Consider the following 16,688-nt stretch of genomic DNA (forward strand, 5'->3'; position numbering starts at 1 on the left):
TTTTGTTTAACTTATTTTCTTATTCGCACCAGCTGCTGGCTGAACTCCATTTTTCATTTTTACAACGCTAATGCCGTATCCAATTAATCCACCAATTACTGCTGGTAATACCCAGCCTAATCCAACTGCATGCATTGGAAGTAACTTAGTAAGAATATCGTTCACTACTGCTAATTTCACACCAGCAGCACTTAATCCATCAAACATACTTACAATAAATGTTACTAATAAACTTCCCTGATACACTTCAGCTCTTCCATTGAACAATGGGTGAAGGAACGTTAGGAAAATTAATACGATTGCTAATGGATAAATCGCTGTTAATACAGGAACTGAAATTGAGATTAATTGTGTTAAACCTACATTTGCAACAACTGCACTGAAAACTGATAACATAATTGCAATCGTTTTATATGAAATACTTGGGAATAGCTTATGGAAAAATGAAGAACACGCTGAGACAAGTCCAACACTAGTTGTTAAACACGCTGCTATAACCATTATACCTAATATAACTCCGCCATATGAACCAAAATAATAGCTTGAAACTTTTGCTAATACTGCACCACCGTTATCTAAGTGACCAAGTTTTGCAACACTTGAAGCCCCCATAAATGAAAGTGCTGAATAAATTATTGCTAAAATAGATGCAGCGATCAATGTTGCTTTTGCACAAACAATCATAATTTCTTTTTTTGTTTTTGCGCCCTTTTCTTTAATAGCATTGATAATGATAATACCAAATACGAATGATGCTAACGTATCCATTGTTAAGTATCCTTCCTGGAACCCTTTAAAGAACGCATGTGATGTATAAGCCTCTGCAGGTGCTTGCATTTCTCCCATTGGATGAATAAAAGCAAAGACTACCAAAATTCCAATAAACGTTAATTTAATTGGCGTCAAGATTTTTCCTACAATATCGACAATTTTCGCAGGATTTAGCGAAAAAAAACAAGTGATGCTAAAGAATACAATTGTAAAAAGAATTAGCGCTGTAGAACTTAATCCTTCTGGCACGAAAGGCTTAATACCAATTTCATAAGAAACGCTTCCTGTTCTCGGAATAGCGAATAATGGACCGATTGCTAAGTATAAAACTGTCGTAAATACAATTCCGAATACTGGATGCACTCGGCTTGCTAATGACTGTAAATCTTCTTTACCTGAAATCCCAAATGCTAATACACCTAGTAATGGTAAACCTACTCCTGTTACTAAAAATCCAGCGTTAGCAATCCATACATTCTCTCCTGCCGATTGACCAAGCATCGCTGGGAATATTAAATTCCCTGCTCCAAAAAATAGTGCAAATAACATTAATCCGATAACTACTATGAACGAAAACGGTACTTTATTCGCCATAATATAACCCCCATTCAAAATTCTTTGTCTCATTTCCAATTTTAACTAATTGAATTTTCTGAATATTTAATTTAAGTATCAACTATTCTTGAACTCATTATAGTTTGATATATAATATTTTGCAATACTATTTTCAAACTTTTCATTTATTTTATAAATATACATTTTTTCACACAAAAAATAGACTAAAAAACCAACACGGTCATCCATGTTGGTTTTTCCATTTACTATCATTAATTAAAATTTCGCAGCTACTTTTTTAACGTTTTCTAAACCTTCTTCAACAATTTGTTGTGAGCGATCTGGATATTGATTGTGCCCTTCAATTACAACTGTCTCTGGATTTGTAATGCCCCAGAACCCAAGTACGTTTGTCACATAATTAACAGCCATTTCCATAGGAGCCATTTGTTCTGAAGAGTAATCTGAACCGCGAGCACCTAATACAACTACTTTCTTATCACCAGCTAAACCTTCTGGACCGTTCGCTGTATATTTAAACGTTTTTCCAGCTTGAGAAAGATATGAAATGTAAGTAATTAATGGTGCTGGTACTGTAAAGTTCCATAATGGGAATGCAAATACTACTTTATCTGCCTCTAAAAATTGATTTAAATATTTATCTACTGTAGCAACTGCCTTCTCTTCTTCAGCTGTTATCTCCATTCCTTGACTACGTTTATATCCACCTGAAATAGCGATATTTCCGTAATACGGAAGATCTAATGCGAATAAATCTAACTCCGTAATTTCTGTATTCGGATTTGCTTCCTTATAAGCACTTACAAATGTTTCATACATTTTTGAACTAATTGCTTGCTCCGCTGGACGATCGTTTGCTTTTACAAATAATACTTTTGACATTGTTTTATTCCCCTCTACTTTTGTATTTTCTTCTTTTTTACCAAACAATGAGCTAAATAATCCCATTTTCTTCACCTAAACTTTCTTATCATATTCATTATTCATCATCATAAAAATTCTTATTCTAATAAAAAGTTCCAATTGATACCTTAACCTAAGTAAATTAAAACTTTTTGTTATTTAATTACCTTATGTAAGTGATTGTAATATACCTACTTACTTTAGTCAAGTAACTTTTCAAAAAGAAAAAAATCTCGAATTAAAAACATTTAATAAAGATATTTCCTCAGTCAAAATGATTAATTCAAAAACACATAAGTAAAATACCTTGTATAATATAACTAGAGAGGGAAATTCATCTATAGAGAGGATTAATTAATGAGTACTTTAGAAAAGATTCAAACCTTTATCATTCTTGCAGCTGTTATATTCGGGGTTATATTAGGACAATTTAATATGGTACATATGTATTCGGAAAAATTTATTGTCCCCTTCTTATTTTTAATGCTTTATGGATTATTCCTTAGCATTCCATTAAAGGATATAAAAAATGGATTCCGCAACTTAAAATTCGCTGGAACAAGCCTAGGTATTAACTTTATATGGACACCTTTTCTCGCTTGGGGATTAGGCGCATTATTTCTTTCAGATCACCCAGCACTTTGGGTTGGCTTTATTATGTTAATGGTTACTCCGTGTACAGACTGGTATTTAATTTTCACAGAGATCGCAAAAGGTAACGTCGCATTATCTACATCAATTCTACCGGTAAATTTAATTTTACAAGTATTATTGCTACCAATTTATTTGTTTTTATTTGCTGGTGTAATGAAAACTGTAGCGGTTTCTGTTTTAGTAGAAAGTATTGTTATCGTAATCGTCTTACCATTTTTACTTGCGCACGCTACAAAATTCATTATGCATAAAATGAAAAAAGTTGAAACACTTGAGAATAAACTCATTCCATTTTTCAGCTCTTCCCAAATTGTATTTTTAAGTTTAGCAATAGTAGCGATGTTTGCCTCACAAGGTAAGTACTTATTACAAAATATGACTGTTGTTTTATTGTTACTTATACCAGTATTACTGTTCTTCATAATTAACTTTATACTAGGACAGTTTGTAGGACGTATGATGCATTTATCCTATGAAGACACTGTCAGCCTCAGCTTAACAACATTAGCGAGAAACTCCCCTGTTGCACTCGCTATTGCTGTAACAGCTTTTCCAGACGAGCCTCTTATTGCACTTGCATTAGTGATTGGGCCGTTAATTGAGTTGCCCGTTCTGACTTGTGTTTCACAAGTGTTATTGCTTATCAAGAAAAAGCAGCAATACACATAAAAAAACGTCCTACTTTGGGACGTTTTTTTTGTCGAGAAATTATAGAATTAACGCTGCTTATCGGCTCTAAGGATTTTATACGTTATAGAAAATTAGCTTGTCGTTACATTAACAAAGCCTTTCTAATTAAACATTATAGGAAAAGTAAATATAACGAAAGCTGCCCAAAGTCCGTAGATTGGCAAATACTTCGTAACGGCATCTTGGATAGCTGTCGGTCCTGATTTGTTTTGTAGAAAACGCATATAGGAAAACATAATCCAAATTAGATTTGCCCAGATCAGTATGTTTACTCCTAAAACAGCAAGTCTATTAGGTGTAATCCCGTAAGAAGAAAGTCTGAATACGATGGCTGACAGTGCGACAGTGTCAATAATAAGCGCAAGAACAATTAAGGCAAAGTTTATATAATCTGAAATGTTCTTTCTCTCGTCTGAATCACTCTCAACGATAGAAAATATAGTAACAGCCAGTACACCAAGGAGTATTCCGTTGAAGGCCATTAGGAAATTGCGGTCCAAGAACGGATTTTTCCCGACCCATATAACCGTTATAAGATAGATCAACAATGTGATCAGGACGAGAGGACTAAAAATTTTAGATATGTATGGTGTAATATTTTTAGCAAGTTTAAGATTCAATGATACTAAGTATGCAGCCACTACAGCGAGAGCGGCAGCTCCAAATAAAACAACATTACTAAAATAGAATTCTCCTATATCCAAGTCAACAAAGCTAAATAATCGCATAGTGAATACTGCTAGTATCATTCCGCTCACTGCCATGCTCGCGTAGAGAAGACAATATTCTAAATTAAATTTAATATAAGCTAATCTTGTACTGCCTTTTGAATATTCATTTCCCGTAAACGCAAGTCCCAATAAGACCCATAACAATATAGGAAGATGTAAATAAGCAAGGATACTGCTGTCTTTATAATTTAATGGCAACATATTAAGATACAACCCGGAAATCAGGAATAACGATGCAAGGAAATAAATAATACTTTTTTCCGGAGTATTATTGTAAACAAAATAGGCAGCGATAAAGGGAATTATACCAAAAGCCAGGTTAATTGGAGCAATTGCTTCCTGCTCGACAAAGTGGAAAATGATTCTAGTGCTTAGCCCAGCTAGAATAGCTAACATGCCCATGAATAAGAAACCTTTTTGAAACAACGATACTTTTTCTTTATTTGTCGTTTCCTTGAAATGCAACCTTTCATACCAAGCACCTAGCACCTGAGAATCAGGGTTTTGGACCCATGCTTGTGAGAATGACTTTTTAAAAGCTTTTGGGTCTTTTCTATACATTCTCTCCAACTCATGAGGATTATCCATATTTTCAATAATTAAATTGTTAATGTCCATAGTTATACCTCCTCTAATTTTAAAAACAACGCTGTTACCTTTTCCATAAAAAGCACCTCACTTATTTATTCTGATTTTGATTTTATTATATATTTTATTGTTTTACAATAAATTTTTATTATTTTATATAATATTTTTGTTGTATAATTTTATTCCAAGCAAAAACAAAAAGCATCCCTCATTCAAAGAAATGCTCTATAACTTTTTATAAACATCGGTGTAAGCTACTTTCAGCTGTTCTCTTCATTGCTTGTTTTTATTTTCTAATTTCTTATTTTTCCTTTATATAAAAGAAATGATATAAACGTCCAATTTAATAACACCTTTCCAAACAATTATTTCAAATAAATTTTAGTGCTAGTATACAAAACTCTGTAATTATAAAATAAAAAAGCATGACATAAAATTGTCATGCTTTTTCTTTTATATCTATATTTTTAAACCTAATACAGAACATTTTACTCGGGAAAGAGCTTTTTCATTTGTTGAAACCACTTATGTCCTTATATAAAAAGCTCTTTACTAATAAGTAATGTAATTACTGCGTTTTTCAAATTAGTAAAGAACTTTTTATCCCGGCTCAATTTTTCGTAAGATGTCTTTATTACTTGATTGGGGGCTATTTTTGCTTTGTTCATATCTCCTAATCAGCCATTTCCCAAAATTGAGATGCTACTTTGGAAATTCTTTGGTCTTTTAATTTTACTATTACAGGCTCTAACTGAAAATCAAATTGTTTCAATTCAAAAAGCGTTGTATGTTCTAAAAATGATGATGTGTAATCCATTCTTGGAATAACGGATAATCCTAGTCCTCTACTAACAAGTGCTACAACCATCCTTATATCTTTACACTCGATAATGATATTTGGCTTGACTTGATGTTCATCAAATACTTTGAAAAGGTCTTCATTGAAGGAGAGTCCTTCCATTGCTCCTAGCATAATGAATGGAAACTGGGCAATCTGTTCAATCGTCACATGCTGTGATGAAAACGATGCTGCCCAACTTGATGGAATAATCACAGCGGTTGGTTGTTTTTTTAATATTTTCATCTCATATTGTTCACTATTTCCCAATCGTAAAAGTAAGGCAACATCAATTTCTCTTTGTTCTAGTCTTTTTAATAATTCTTCTGAATTTCCAGTTACTATTTTTATTTTGACATTAGGGTATTGTGTTCTAAACGTACTAACATAGTCAATGAGCATATTCGAACATGTAGACGATACACCGATACTTACTGTTCCGCCTATACCTTGTTCAATTTCTTGAATTTGCTGCTTTACATCTTGAATTTGCATTAACATTTGATTGGCATATTGGTATAGTATTTCACCTGTTGCTGTAAGCTCCCATTTTTGACGATATCGATGAATTAAAGTTGTGCCAAGATCAGTTTCAAGCTTTTTTAATAATTGGCTAAGTGGGGGCTGCGCGATATGGAGCACTTCTGCTGCCTTAGAAATGCTTCCTTGTTTCACAATTTCTTTAAAGTAATATAATTGCCTGAAATCCATTGTATCTCTCCATCATATGTTTTTTGATATAATTAGTTTATCATATATATATTTTTCATATGTCGAATTTAGCGTTATATTTAATTCTATAGCTATAGTCTTTATATTGATAATATTAACTAGAAAGTGAGAGATACTATGAATCATTGGAGCAGAACCTTGAAGCGCATCATCTTATACGTGCTCGGGTTATTTTTTATGTCGATTGGCATTAGCATGTCGATTCAAGCAGGATTTGGTGTATCGCCTGTGTCATCATTAGCATATGCAAGTACGCTAACGATTGGTTTATCGGTTGGTGTGACAATGGCGCTTGCAAATGTTTTATACATTATTATTCAAGTGATATTAAGTAAACGAATGGAGTTAAGTGAATTTGTGAGTCAATTCATTATTTCGTTTTTATTTGGTTTTTTCATGGATGCAACGCTCTTCCTTGTACAACTTTTCCCTGCACCTGAAACTCTCCTTGCTCGAAGTGTATATTTGATTGTTAGTTTATTTGTTATAGCGGTCGGTTTAATGGGCTATACAACAGCGAAACTGCCATTAATGCCGTATGATGCGTTAACTTATGCAATTAGTGAAAAATTTAATTTAAAATTCGGTAAAGCAAAAATTTTGAGCGATTTAATAAACATTTGTGTGGCTGGTGCAATCTGTATAGTTTTCATTCAATCATTAGGCTCAATCGGAATCGGCACACTAATTGCCGCCTATTTTATCGGCAAAATTTTAGGGTGGATGATACCGTATTATCAACCACCTCTCCAACAATGGGTATTTAAAACAGAAAAGGCTGTCTAAGAAATCATAATAAAGTACAGGAAAAATAGATGAATCAAATTCCTCAGCCGAAATCAAATAATGAATTTTACACCTTACCAAGTGCCAGTCCACATTAGGAATGGCACTTCTTTATTACTGCCTTTTCTTTGACCTTCTATCACTTTGGTTAAATGATAAAACAAACATTGTATTAAAGCTAACCTGCCGTTTAGTTAAAGAAGGATCTTTAAACAACTTTTTTATATTTTAAAAGACTTTATTGCTACTTAACACTATTTCATACCATCTTTTCAAACAATTATTTCAAATAAATTTTAGTGCTAGTATACAAAACTCTGTAATTATAAAATAAAAAAGCATGACATAAAATTGTCATGCTTTTTCTTTTCTATCTATATTTTCAAACCTAATACAGCACATTTTACTCGGGAAAGAGCTTTTTCATTTGTTAAAACCACTTAATTCTCAAACACAAAATTAATCTTATTATCTTTCCACTCTAACTTCGCATCAAACGTTTTCTCGCCTTTTTTAAAGCCTTTAATTAAATCGGTCTTCTCACCTTTTAATAGTTTCGTCATGTTTTTTTGCGAAATAGCTTTGCTTAAAATCTTCTTCGAGATGGTAAAGTCACATTGTGTTGTATTGTAGTTAGAACAACCGTAAAACGTTGACTTATCAATCACATCGCCATCACACTTTTTGCAGCTACCGACCTTTTTACCTGTTGTAAATTTCGATCCTTTTCGCTCAATCGATTCAACATGTAATCCGGTGAAATCCCATTTCTCCGACATTTCTACCGCGTCTTCAATAATTTTAGCTGATAGCTTTTTCGTTTGCTCCATAAATGTCGCTGGTGAAGCTGTACCTTCTCCAATTTCTGCAAGGCGTTGCTCCCATTTTGCTGTCATTTCTGGTGAAGCCAGTATTTTATCACCGATTGCTGTAATTAATACTTTCCCTTTATCGGTTGCGTACACTTGGTTTTTCTGTACATCTATATATTTACGGTCTTTCAGCATTGTAATAATACCAGCACGAGTGGCCTCAGTACCTAAACCTTCTGTTTTCTTCAATACTTTCTCAAGCTCTTCATTCTCTAAATACTTACCGGCCGTTTTCATTAACGTAATGAGTTGTCCTTCTGTATAACGTTTCGGTGGCTGTGTTTTTCCTTCTTTCACTTTCACCTTTACAACTTTTCCTTGTTCACCTTCAGCTACAATTGGAAGAATCGTTTCGTCATCTTTATCGTCTTGGAAAATGACTTTACGCCACCCTTCTTGAATTTGCTGTTTTCCTTTCGAAATGAACGCAGCACGTTCGTCTACAAGAGTTGTAATCGTTGTGTAGTCAAAGATTGCTACTTCATAATGCGCCGCAATAAGTCTTCTTACGATCATATCGTAAATTTTCTTTTCATCACCTGATAGTTTGCTTGGATTTGTCACTTGCTCTGTCGGTATAATTGCGTAGTGATCTGTAACTTTCTTTTCATTCACATAACGCTTATTATTCATAATCGATTCAATTGGCGCTGGCAATAAACCTTTATATTCATCAAACTGACTTAACTTCTGTAAAATATCAGGGAACGTCGCTGCCTCTCCTTGTGTAACATAGTTAGAATCCGAACGAGGGTAAGAGACAATCCCTTTTTGATATAGTGCTTGCGTGATATCTAGCGTCTTTTTCGGTGAAAATTTAAAGGCTTTATTCGCCGTTGCTTGCAGTGCTGATAAATTAAATAAAAACGGCGGCTGAAACTCTTTACGCTCCGTTTTCATTTCTTTTACTACAGCCGGTTTGTTTTGACAAAACGCTGCAATTTTATTTGCCAAATCAGGATCATTTAAGCGGGACTCATTATCTTTCTCCCATTTCCCCTCATACTTCTTTCCTTCTATATTAAAGGTTGCGAAAACTTCCCAAAACGGCTCTGACTTAAAGTTCTCAATTTCTTTCTCACGCTTTACGATGAGTGCTAATGTTGGTGTTTGTACACGACCAGCGGAAAACACATCATTCATTCCTTTTTTCTTTAGCAAAATACTAAAGACACGCGATGCATTCATACCAACGACCCAGTCAGCGCAAGATCTTGTATATGCTTCGTAATACGTATTAATCGTATCTGCTTCATCTAGTAAGTTTTTAAATCCTTGATAAATAGCTTGCTTCGTTAAAGATGAAATCCAAAGACGCTTCATTGGCTTTTGCACGTTGCAAAGATTAATAATATTTCTTACAATCAGTTCCCCTTCACGCCCAGCATCGCCCGCGTGAATAATTTCTGTTACCTGTGGATTATGTAACAGCTGTTTCACAACGTTAAATTGCTTATACTTTGACTTTGTTACCTCAAATTGAAAACGCTCTGGAATCATCGGCAATGTATTAAGTGACCATTTCTTCCACTCAGCGTGATAATGTTCTGGATTACATAACTGCGTCAAATGACCAATTGCCCATGTACAGTACGCTCCATTTGGAAATAACTCATTTGCTTCTACTTCTAAATACCCATCTTTCCGGCGATATTTAAACTGTGAAACAAGAGCCAAACCTTGATCTGGTTTCTCGGCAATAATTAATTTCATCTTCTAACTCCCTATCTGTATTCCAGTGTTACTTTCATTGTCTATCTGTTTAGAAGCGATGATAAAACAACCATCTTATTTATCATTCGCGGTTTGCCTCACAAATGGGAGACCTATAATATTATACGCCTATTCTTTATGGCTTCACAATAGAAACTCATTATATAACACTTTCTTTCTCATGCTTATAGACAAAAAAGACGCTCAAAAATCGAACATCTTTTCCATTCACTACTACTTGCTTACATATATTCTCTCAAAATAAAAATACAACAATTCTTTATGAAGCATCGTCCACTAAGATAACCATCATTATTTGAAAATTATATTGAACTTACCTTTTTAAAATTGTGCAGATAATTTGCAGATATAAATATGCATAAGTACTCTCCATTTGAACATATGATGAAGTGAATGATAGGACAGGGAGGTATCATGATGTTCGCTTATACGTTAACTGCCTTAACACTTTGTTGTATCTCGATTATTATCACATCATATATTTCTAAACGTAAGGGTACCCTAATGGAGTATATGGTATTTATTATGTCTTTTAGTATGAGTATCGGTTTAAGTATAGGTTTTTATTTAGGTATTCTCTTTAAAGGAGAATTACTATATTCTACTTTGCTTGCGATTTTGATTAGTAGTTGTATCGGTTTTTTAGTCGGTCTACGGTTTCACCTATTTACTGCTTTAGAAGGAATGTTCTCTGGATTAATGGCAAGTATGATGGGAGCAATGATTACAGAAATGTTAAACGCTCAACAAGCCCACAGTATACTGTTCATTAGTCTTTTACTTACTATAACAATAACTATGTCATGTATAATTCAACTTTTATCAGAAACCTTTTCTACTTTTATCCAACGGCGTTTTTTATTATTACTTTCAATTAGTGTGGTAATTATCGTTGCCGTGTTCGTGACATTCCCCGATCATACTCCCCCATCTTCATCCGGGCACGATCAACATATGCATTAACACTTGCAACGAAAATGAATAAGCAGCTATCCATCGGATAACTGCTTCATATTATTCTGGCTTATTAGGAATGTTAGGGTTTGGAACATAATCAGATTTGTAATCTGTATATTTCACTTCTGTTACCATCCCGGCTGAAGCATGGTGTAAATCATGACAGTGGAACATCCATTCACCCGGATTGTCTGCTACAAAGGCTACTTCATATTCTTCTCCTGGTTTTAAGTTCAATGTATCTTTCACAATTGGGGAACCTTCTATCGGTTTTCCATCTTTACTTAACACTTGGAAGAAATGACCGTGTAAATGCATCGGGTGATCGTCCATTTTAGAACGATTTACCAATTTTACTTTTACTAAATCACCCTTTTTCACTGGAATTGGGTCAATATCCGGAAATACCTTTCCATTAATTGTATATACCATTTCATTTCCATTCATTTGCGTATTCAAGTCCATATTATATGTGGCAGTATACTGCTGATCTAACGTGAAACTACCTAATTTTTTAGCACCATATTTCGTCATATCTAATTTCGATAATTTTTCTTTTTCATCTGCTTTATCTTTCATCTCTTTGCTGCCATCATATTCAATAACAGCTTTCATTCCTTTGGCACCTTTATTTGCTGAGTGGTCTTCCACATACCATTTCCCAGTATTATTAGCAGTAAATTCAATATCATAACGTTCACCCGGTGCGATTGAAATTACTTGATCCTTTATAACTTTTGGATCGTTTATTGGTTGACCATCTGTCGCAATTACTTTTATATCATGACCGTGAACATGTATATCATGTGATAGATAACCAGCATTAACGAGTCGAAGACGAACTTTATCTCCTTTATTCACTTTTAATGGTTCTACTAAATCCCCACTTTTACCATTGATTGTGAATAAATCATACATACTCATATCATGACCTTCCATCTTCATCTTTCCATGGTCCATTCCTGCCATATTGCCAGAGTCTTTTTTATCACTCTTCATGTCCATACCGGAATGATCCATGCCTTTCATATCATCATTCTTTTTCGTATTTTCATTACCCTTAGATTTATTACCGTCTGCTTTTTCTGTTTTCCCTTTTGTCATTTCTTTTAACTGCTTATTAATTTCTTCTTCATCTGTTACCCATTCATCTAACATTAATGTGTAATCTTTATCATACTTTTCATTTGTATCCTCTACAATAAGAGCACCATACAAGCCTCTATCTAGTTGATTTACAGAATCTTGATGTGAATGATACCAATACGTTCCTGATACGTTCGCTTCAAATTCATAGGTGAAACTTTTTCCTGCTTCAACCGCATCTTGCGTCACACCTGGAATTCCATCCATGTTATTTGGGACAGGATACCCATGCCAATGAATAGATACTGGTGCAGATAATTCATTTTTTAATGTCACTTTAACCTTTTCACCTTTTTTCACTCTAATTTCTGGACCTGGGGATGAGCCATTAAATGTCCAGACTGGAACAATAACACCGTTACTTAGCTTTTGCTTTTCTTCTTTCGCTACTAAAGTAACTTCTGGCCCTTTTACAACTTTCAATGGTTTTGTAGCCGTTTCAGTCTGTGTTGTTTTTTTATCGTCCATATTTTTATGATCATTTGTTGTATTCGTGGTCGCAGAACATGCAGCAATTAAAGATATTACGGAGACTGTAACTGCTGTTAATACAAATCTCTTCAATGAAAATCCCTCCTTTTTCTTTTTCAAGATTATTATAGAAGACAATTTTCAAGAAAATATGGAGGTTTAAAATGGACCAAATAAAAAGACGCCCAAAATTGAGCGCCTCTTCTAATAATTATTTCGTAACAACTTCATCTTCTTTTACATTCACATTATTTTCACTCATAAACTCTTCAATCTCTTCAACTGTTCTAATGATATCTTTTGACAAGTTTTCATACCCATCTTTTGTTACAAGGATATCATCCTCAATACGAATTCCAATTGATTCTTCTTCAATATAAAGACCAGGTTCGATTGTTATAACCATACCTTCTTCTAACACTCTATCTTTGTATGTTCCTACATCGTGAGTATCTAAACCAAGGAAATGGCTGACGCCATGATAATAGTATTTTGATAACTCTTCATCTTCTTGAATTAAACCAATTGCTTTACACTCTTCTGCCAGTACCTTTTTTGTATGCTCATTTAATGCAGTAAACTTTAATCCTGGCTTAATAAGCTCAGTTGTTTCTTTCAATGCTTTTAACACTATATTATATATTTGTTTTTGGCGACTAGAGAATGTTCCACTAGCTGGGAATGTGTAACTAATATCAGCGTTGTAGTAATCTTTTTGAGCACCTAAATCGAGCAGCACTAAATCACCATTTTGAATTTGTGCATCATTATCTTCATAATGAAGGACTGTAGCATTTTTACCACTCGCCAAAATTGTATTGAATGCATGATGTTTAATTCCAGATGATTTAAGCGTAAAATCAAAATGAGCTTCTAATTCATATTCCATCACATCTGCTTTTGCATGCTTCAGCACGTTATAAATACCCTCTTTAGTTACAGCAATCGCTTCTTTAATGATTTCAATTTCTTCTTCCGTTTTAAACACTCGTAATTCACAAATATGCGGATATACATTACCAATTAAAACGTGTGGATACTGTTCTCTTACATGTTTAGCAAACGCTAACGTTTTCGTCTCAGTACCCTTCCACTCACGACGCTCTAAATCTAAATACAGATGCTTCGCATTTTCTGTGAAAAGTGTATTTACCATTGTCTTCTCAAAGCTTTCTATATATACAACTTTTTTTATGCCTGAAATTTGTTCTGCATCTTCTTTAGAAACTGTTTTACCGTCCCATTTTTCCGTTACTGGATCTGATTTTTCAATGAAAAGAGTTTCTTCCACACTATTTCCAAACTTTTTCAACATGAAAATAACATTTGGCTCATCGATTCCCGTTAAATAGTAAAAATTTCGATTCGGCACAAATTTATAATGTGCATCGGCTGACATATGAGGTGCTTGCCCAGCAAATAAAATAGTAATAGATTCATCCGGTAATGTGTTTACTAATCGTTCTCTATTTTGAGCAAAAAATGTTGATTTCATAATAATCCCCCTTGCATTCTATGTATGCTTTTAAAATTAATTATCCAATACAATTCATTCTATTATTGTTATAATTTTTCGTCAATTAATAGTGCTCATATAGAAAATAAAACTTTCATACTAGGCGCTCTTTCACTCGCAATTATGCATACCACTCCACAATTTCTTGACATTTATTCCATATACTTAAAATCTCATATATAGAGGGGTACTACTCATTTTAATTGGACTTTATGATATATCCTTATATTGGGTATAAATAAAAAAGGTAAGTTCAAGTGACTTGAACTTACCTTTTTTACAAATTATTTTTAACTCTTCTGCATCCCCTTCTGCTTCATCTCCCATTTTTTATACAGTAGTACTGCACCAAATAAAAATACCCCTGCAACAAATGAACCTACTGGTAACATCTTTATCATTTCATCAGGAAATACGAGCGGAAGTAATGGGAATGCATACGCTGCTGGAATACGTACTCCAACGATTTTTAATAAAATAAGCATCAATATCATACTTAATAAAGTGACTACAATCCATGAATCAATTGCAAAATACAATAAAGTTCCAACAGTCGCCGATATAGTTAATACTACTATTTGTTTAAATGCCATTTTTTCATTGTACATCGGTTTTTGAAGTGATTCATACACAACGACTAGAATTGGCGGAATAACCGCTAATTGTTCATAACCAGTTATCCAACATAAACTGATCCATACAAAATTTAAAAATAGAAATACAACCATATATTTATATTGGATTTTAACTTTTCTCTCAATACCGTTATTCAATTTAAAAATAAGAACACCAATCATTAAAATAAATGTCAAAACGAAGACTGAGATAACAAATGACCATTCCGTCGCATTTGTTACTAATGGTAATAAACCTGTCGCAATAGATGGTGCTAAATTGGATTGAATAACACGTAAAAACAACATCATTAATATAAGTGTTAAGCTAACTTTTCCTATATAGGAAATATCCATTTGATTCACTGCAAAACCAATAACAGCTGTTATTGACGGCGCAATAAAGATTTTTTCTGGTTGTCTTAGCCATCCCGGCTCACGATATGCCCATAAAGCTATTGCCATCGCAGCTATTTCCGGCAAAATTACTTCTGGATCATCTAATAGTACACCAGCTGTAACCATCGCTAATATAAATAGAATTGCAATGCTATATGATATGATTGTTTCTTTCCTTGAAATTACTGAATTCATTATTACGTACTCCTTTTTGCTTATTACTCTCATAAAGTAAAATAACACCCTATATACCCTACTTAGGTATTGTATATTAACATCTTTTCTATTTCAAGTATTTGTAGTTTTTTCATTCTTTATCACCCCATACACTTACAAAACAAGGAATGTTTATAGGCATTGACACTTATTAAAAGATAGGTTAAAATAACTATACATTAGTAAGTAACTAATGTAATTAAATCTAACTAGAGGTGAAAACAAATGAAAAACATTTTATTCCGTATTAACGAATTATCAAAAAAAGAAAGAACATCTGGATTAACAGTTGATGAAAAACAAGAACAACAAATGTTGCGTCAAAACTATACAAAAACATTTCGCGGGAGCTTAGATTCCATTTTATTAAACACAAAAATCGTTGATCAAAATGGTCTTAACGTTACACCAGTTGCATTACAAGATGCTCAAATACGTTTAAAATTAAGCAAATGAAATCAAAGCTAAAAAAACAATCGTATAAAACATAAAAAGAGCTGAAATTCCTATATAGAAATTCCAGCTCTTTTTATTGTCTTTTCTAATTTAGTAAACGAGCGATACATCGCAATTCTCCACGATACAATCATCGCAAAAGCGAGTAAGAAAAACATTCCACTTAATTGGGTTAAATCAATCGACTGACTTAAATATGATTTCAATGCTACCCGAACAGCTAATAAACCAACTAAAATAAATATGAACGCTTTTGATGGTTTCATATATATGTCTTCGCCTCTTATTTCGAACTTAGATGTTTTAATAAGAAATATAGAGAAAATAAGTCCTACGCTAATTGCCTCTACTATTTCTAAAGACGTTAATCGAAACTCTGGTAAGAAGTACATCATTGCACCAGTGCTCATAAAAATTGGCGGTAATATAATTTTCTTTTTCGTTACCGGTTTTTTCGCTGACTTAAAGCGAAGAAACCTAACTCCAACGGCCATACAAACCGCTACTATACTTGATAAAAGTGCTAAACTCATACTCTCCACTCCTATCTATTTAAAAGATTTTTTGAGCAAAATCATAAACCAAACGAGCCCAACACTTATAATGACATGACCTAATCCAGCCATATGGCTTAAACCATTAAAGTCAGTTCCATTTACTTGTAGAAGACCTCTAAATACCATTGTAGCAATAGTAAAAATTAATCCTACATTATAAACAACAAACCACGCACGAAAACTTTTTGTTTCACGGACATTAAATACTTTAAATAGAGCTAAAGCGATCAAAAAGAATACGAAGCCGAGCACTAATACGTGTGTATGCACTAATTGCAACATAGTGGATCCTTTAATTCCTTGCGCTTTCGTATACTCTCTTGCAAATACACCTGATAATAAACCAATAATTAAGTAAATGAATGCTGCATTATATAATTTCTTCATTATATTCCTCCTGCTGTAGAACGACAATTCATATTGTCACTTTCTTTATTCACTGCAATCATTTTACGAAAAGTTTATGAACGGAATATGAACA

Annotated in this window: 14 protein-coding genes; 4 read left to right on the plus strand and 10 right to left on the minus strand. The window is 33.5% G+C overall.

Annotated features, from left to right (window positions below; genetic code table 11):
• Positions 1-6: 6 nt before the first annotated feature.
• Positions 7-1,365: a branched-chain amino acid transport system II carrier protein gene (gene brnQ, locus MR155_RS06365; RefSeq protein WP_242308767.1), complete on the minus strand. Its 1,359-nt coding sequence runs from the start codon at positions 1,363-1,365 to the stop codon at positions 7-9.
• Positions 1,366-1,602: 237 nt separating this feature from the next.
• On the minus strand, positions 1,603-2,295 hold the full coding sequence (locus MR155_RS06370) for an FMN-dependent NADH-azoreductase (protein ID WP_000522520.1): 693 nt from the start codon (positions 2,293-2,295) through the stop codon (positions 1,603-1,605).
• Positions 2,296-2,607: 312 nt separating this feature from the next.
• Here MR155_RS06370 and MR155_RS06375 point away from each other — a divergent pair, with 312 nt between their 5' ends.
• Positions 2,608-3,573 carry an arsenic resistance protein gene (locus tag MR155_RS06375; RefSeq protein ID WP_242308768.1) on the plus strand — a complete coding sequence of 322 codons (966 nt, stop codon included), beginning with the start codon at positions 2,608-2,610 and terminating at the stop codon, positions 3,571-3,573.
• Between the two features lie 122 nt (positions 3,574-3,695).
• Here the strand turns inward: MR155_RS06375 and MR155_RS06380 are convergent, their stop codons facing one another.
• Together MR155_RS06380 and MR155_RS06385 are read right to left on the minus strand one after the other, a co-directional pair.
• Positions 3,696-4,943 carry a DUF4153 domain-containing protein gene (locus MR155_RS06380; protein ID WP_242308769.1) on the minus strand — a complete coding sequence of 416 codons (1,248 nt, stop codon included), beginning with the start codon at positions 4,941-4,943 and terminating at the stop codon, positions 3,696-3,698.
• A gap of 643 nt (positions 4,944-5,586) precedes the next feature.
• Positions 5,587-6,462, minus strand: coding sequence for a LysR family transcriptional regulator (locus tag MR155_RS06385; RefSeq protein ID WP_002086234.1), 876 nt, complete (start codon positions 6,460-6,462; stop codon positions 5,587-5,589).
• Between the two features lie 138 nt (positions 6,463-6,600).
• On the opposite strand from MR155_RS06385, the gene MR155_RS06390 reads away from it, so the two are divergent.
• Complete coding sequence (locus tag MR155_RS06390) at positions 6,601-7,269, plus strand: YczE/YyaS/YitT family protein (RefSeq protein WP_242308771.1); 669 nt, start codon at positions 6,601-6,603, stop codon at positions 7,267-7,269.
• A gap of 440 nt (positions 7,270-7,709) precedes the next feature.
• Here MR155_RS06390 and topB read toward each other — a convergent pair whose 3' ends face one another.
• Entirely contained in the window at positions 7,710-9,854 is a 2,145-nt protein-coding gene (gene topB, locus MR155_RS06395) for a DNA topoisomerase III (protein WP_113938145.1), read from the minus strand.
• Positions 9,855-10,292: 438 nt separating this feature from the next.
• Between topB and MR155_RS06400 the strand changes: the two genes are divergently transcribed.
• Positions 10,293-10,838: a hypothetical protein gene (locus MR155_RS06400; protein WP_219302005.1), complete on the plus strand. Its 546-nt coding sequence runs from the start codon at positions 10,293-10,295 to the stop codon at positions 10,836-10,838.
• A 51-nt stretch (positions 10,839-10,889) separates the two neighbouring features.
• Here the strand turns inward: MR155_RS06400 and MR155_RS06405 are convergent, their stop codons facing one another.
• The 3 genes from MR155_RS06405 to MR155_RS06415 form a co-directional block, all read right to left on the minus strand.
• A complete protein-coding gene (locus MR155_RS06405; protein ID WP_242308773.1) occupies positions 10,890-12,542 on the minus strand; it encodes a multicopper oxidase family protein in 1,653 nt (550 codons plus the stop codon).
• A 118-nt stretch (positions 12,543-12,660) separates the two neighbouring features.
• The gene (locus tag MR155_RS06410) at positions 12,661-13,944 is read right to left on the minus strand and encodes an aminopeptidase P family protein (protein WP_242308775.1); all 1,284 of its coding nucleotides are present in this window, start codon (positions 13,942-13,944) and stop codon (positions 12,661-12,663) included.
• Positions 13,945-14,255: 311 nt separating this feature from the next.
• Positions 14,256-15,173 carry a hypothetical protein gene (locus MR155_RS06415; RefSeq protein ID WP_242308777.1) on the minus strand — a complete coding sequence of 306 codons (918 nt, stop codon included), beginning with the start codon at positions 15,171-15,173 and terminating at the stop codon, positions 14,256-14,258.
• Positions 15,174-15,419: 246 nt separating this feature from the next.
• Here MR155_RS06415 and MR155_RS06420 point away from each other — a divergent pair, with 246 nt between their 5' ends.
• The gene (locus MR155_RS06420) at positions 15,420-15,650 is read left to right on the plus strand and encodes a DUF896 domain-containing protein (RefSeq protein WP_002035023.1); all 231 of its coding nucleotides are present in this window, start codon (positions 15,420-15,422) and stop codon (positions 15,648-15,650) included.
• A 50-nt stretch (positions 15,651-15,700) separates the two neighbouring features.
• Here MR155_RS06420 and MR155_RS06425 read toward each other — a convergent pair whose 3' ends face one another.
• Both MR155_RS06425 and MR155_RS06430 read right to left on the minus strand, forming a co-directional pair.
• On the minus strand, positions 15,701-16,183 hold the full coding sequence (locus MR155_RS06425; RefSeq protein WP_242308779.1) for a CcdC family protein: 483 nt from the start codon (positions 16,181-16,183) through the stop codon (positions 15,701-15,703).
• A 15-nt stretch (positions 16,184-16,198) separates the two neighbouring features.
• The gene (locus MR155_RS06430; RefSeq protein WP_002086252.1) at positions 16,199-16,594 is read right to left on the minus strand and encodes a DUF2871 domain-containing protein; all 396 of its coding nucleotides are present in this window, start codon (positions 16,592-16,594) and stop codon (positions 16,199-16,201) included.
• Positions 16,595-16,688 lie beyond the last annotated feature (94 nt).

The organism is Bacillus cereus group sp. BfR-BA-01331 (assembly GCF_022663915.1).
GTDB classification, from domain to species: domain Bacteria; phylum Bacillota; class Bacilli; order Bacillales; family Bacillaceae_G; genus Bacillus_A; species Bacillus_A mycoides.

Coding starts and splice junctions, on each gene's coding strand:
- brnQ (WP_242308767.1), bottom strand. CDS start 1,365: ATGGCGAATAAAGTACCGTTTTCGTTCATAGTAGTTATCGGATTAATG.
- MR155_RS06370 (WP_000522520.1), bottom strand. CDS start 2,295: ATGGGATTATTTAGCTCATTGTTTGGTAAAAAAGAAGAAAATACAAAA.
- MR155_RS06375 (WP_242308768.1), top strand. CDS start 2,608: ATGAGTACTTTAGAAAAGATTCAAACCTTTATCATTCTTGCAGCTGTT.
- MR155_RS06380 (WP_242308769.1), bottom strand. CDS start 4,943: ATGGACATTAACAATTTAATTATTGAAAATATGGATAATCCTCATGAG.
- MR155_RS06385 (WP_002086234.1), bottom strand. CDS start 6,462: ATGGATTTCAGGCAATTATATTACTTTAAAGAAATTGTGAAACAAGGA.
- MR155_RS06390 (WP_242308771.1), top strand. CDS start 6,601: ATGAATCATTGGAGCAGAACCTTGAAGCGCATCATCTTATACGTGCTC.
- topB (WP_113938145.1), bottom strand. CDS start 9,854: ATGAAATTAATTATTGCCGAGAAACCAGATCAAGGTTTGGCTCTTGTT.
- MR155_RS06400 (WP_219302005.1), top strand. CDS start 10,293: ATGTTCGCTTATACGTTAACTGCCTTAACACTTTGTTGTATCTCGATT.
- MR155_RS06410 (WP_242308775.1), bottom strand. CDS start 13,944: ATGAAATCAACATTTTTTGCTCAAAATAGAGAACGATTAGTAAACACA.
- MR155_RS06415 (WP_242308777.1), bottom strand. CDS start 15,173: ATGAATTCAGTAATTTCAAGGAAAGAAACAATCATATCATATAGCATT.
- MR155_RS06420 (WP_002035023.1), top strand. CDS start 15,420: ATGAAAAACATTTTATTCCGTATTAACGAATTATCAAAAAAAGAAAGA.
- MR155_RS06425 (WP_242308779.1), bottom strand. CDS start 16,183: ATGAGTTTAGCACTTTTATCAAGTATAGTAGCGGTTTGTATGGCCGTT.
- MR155_RS06430 (WP_002086252.1), bottom strand. CDS start 16,594: ATGAAGAAATTATATAATGCAGCATTCATTTACTTAATTATTGGTTTA.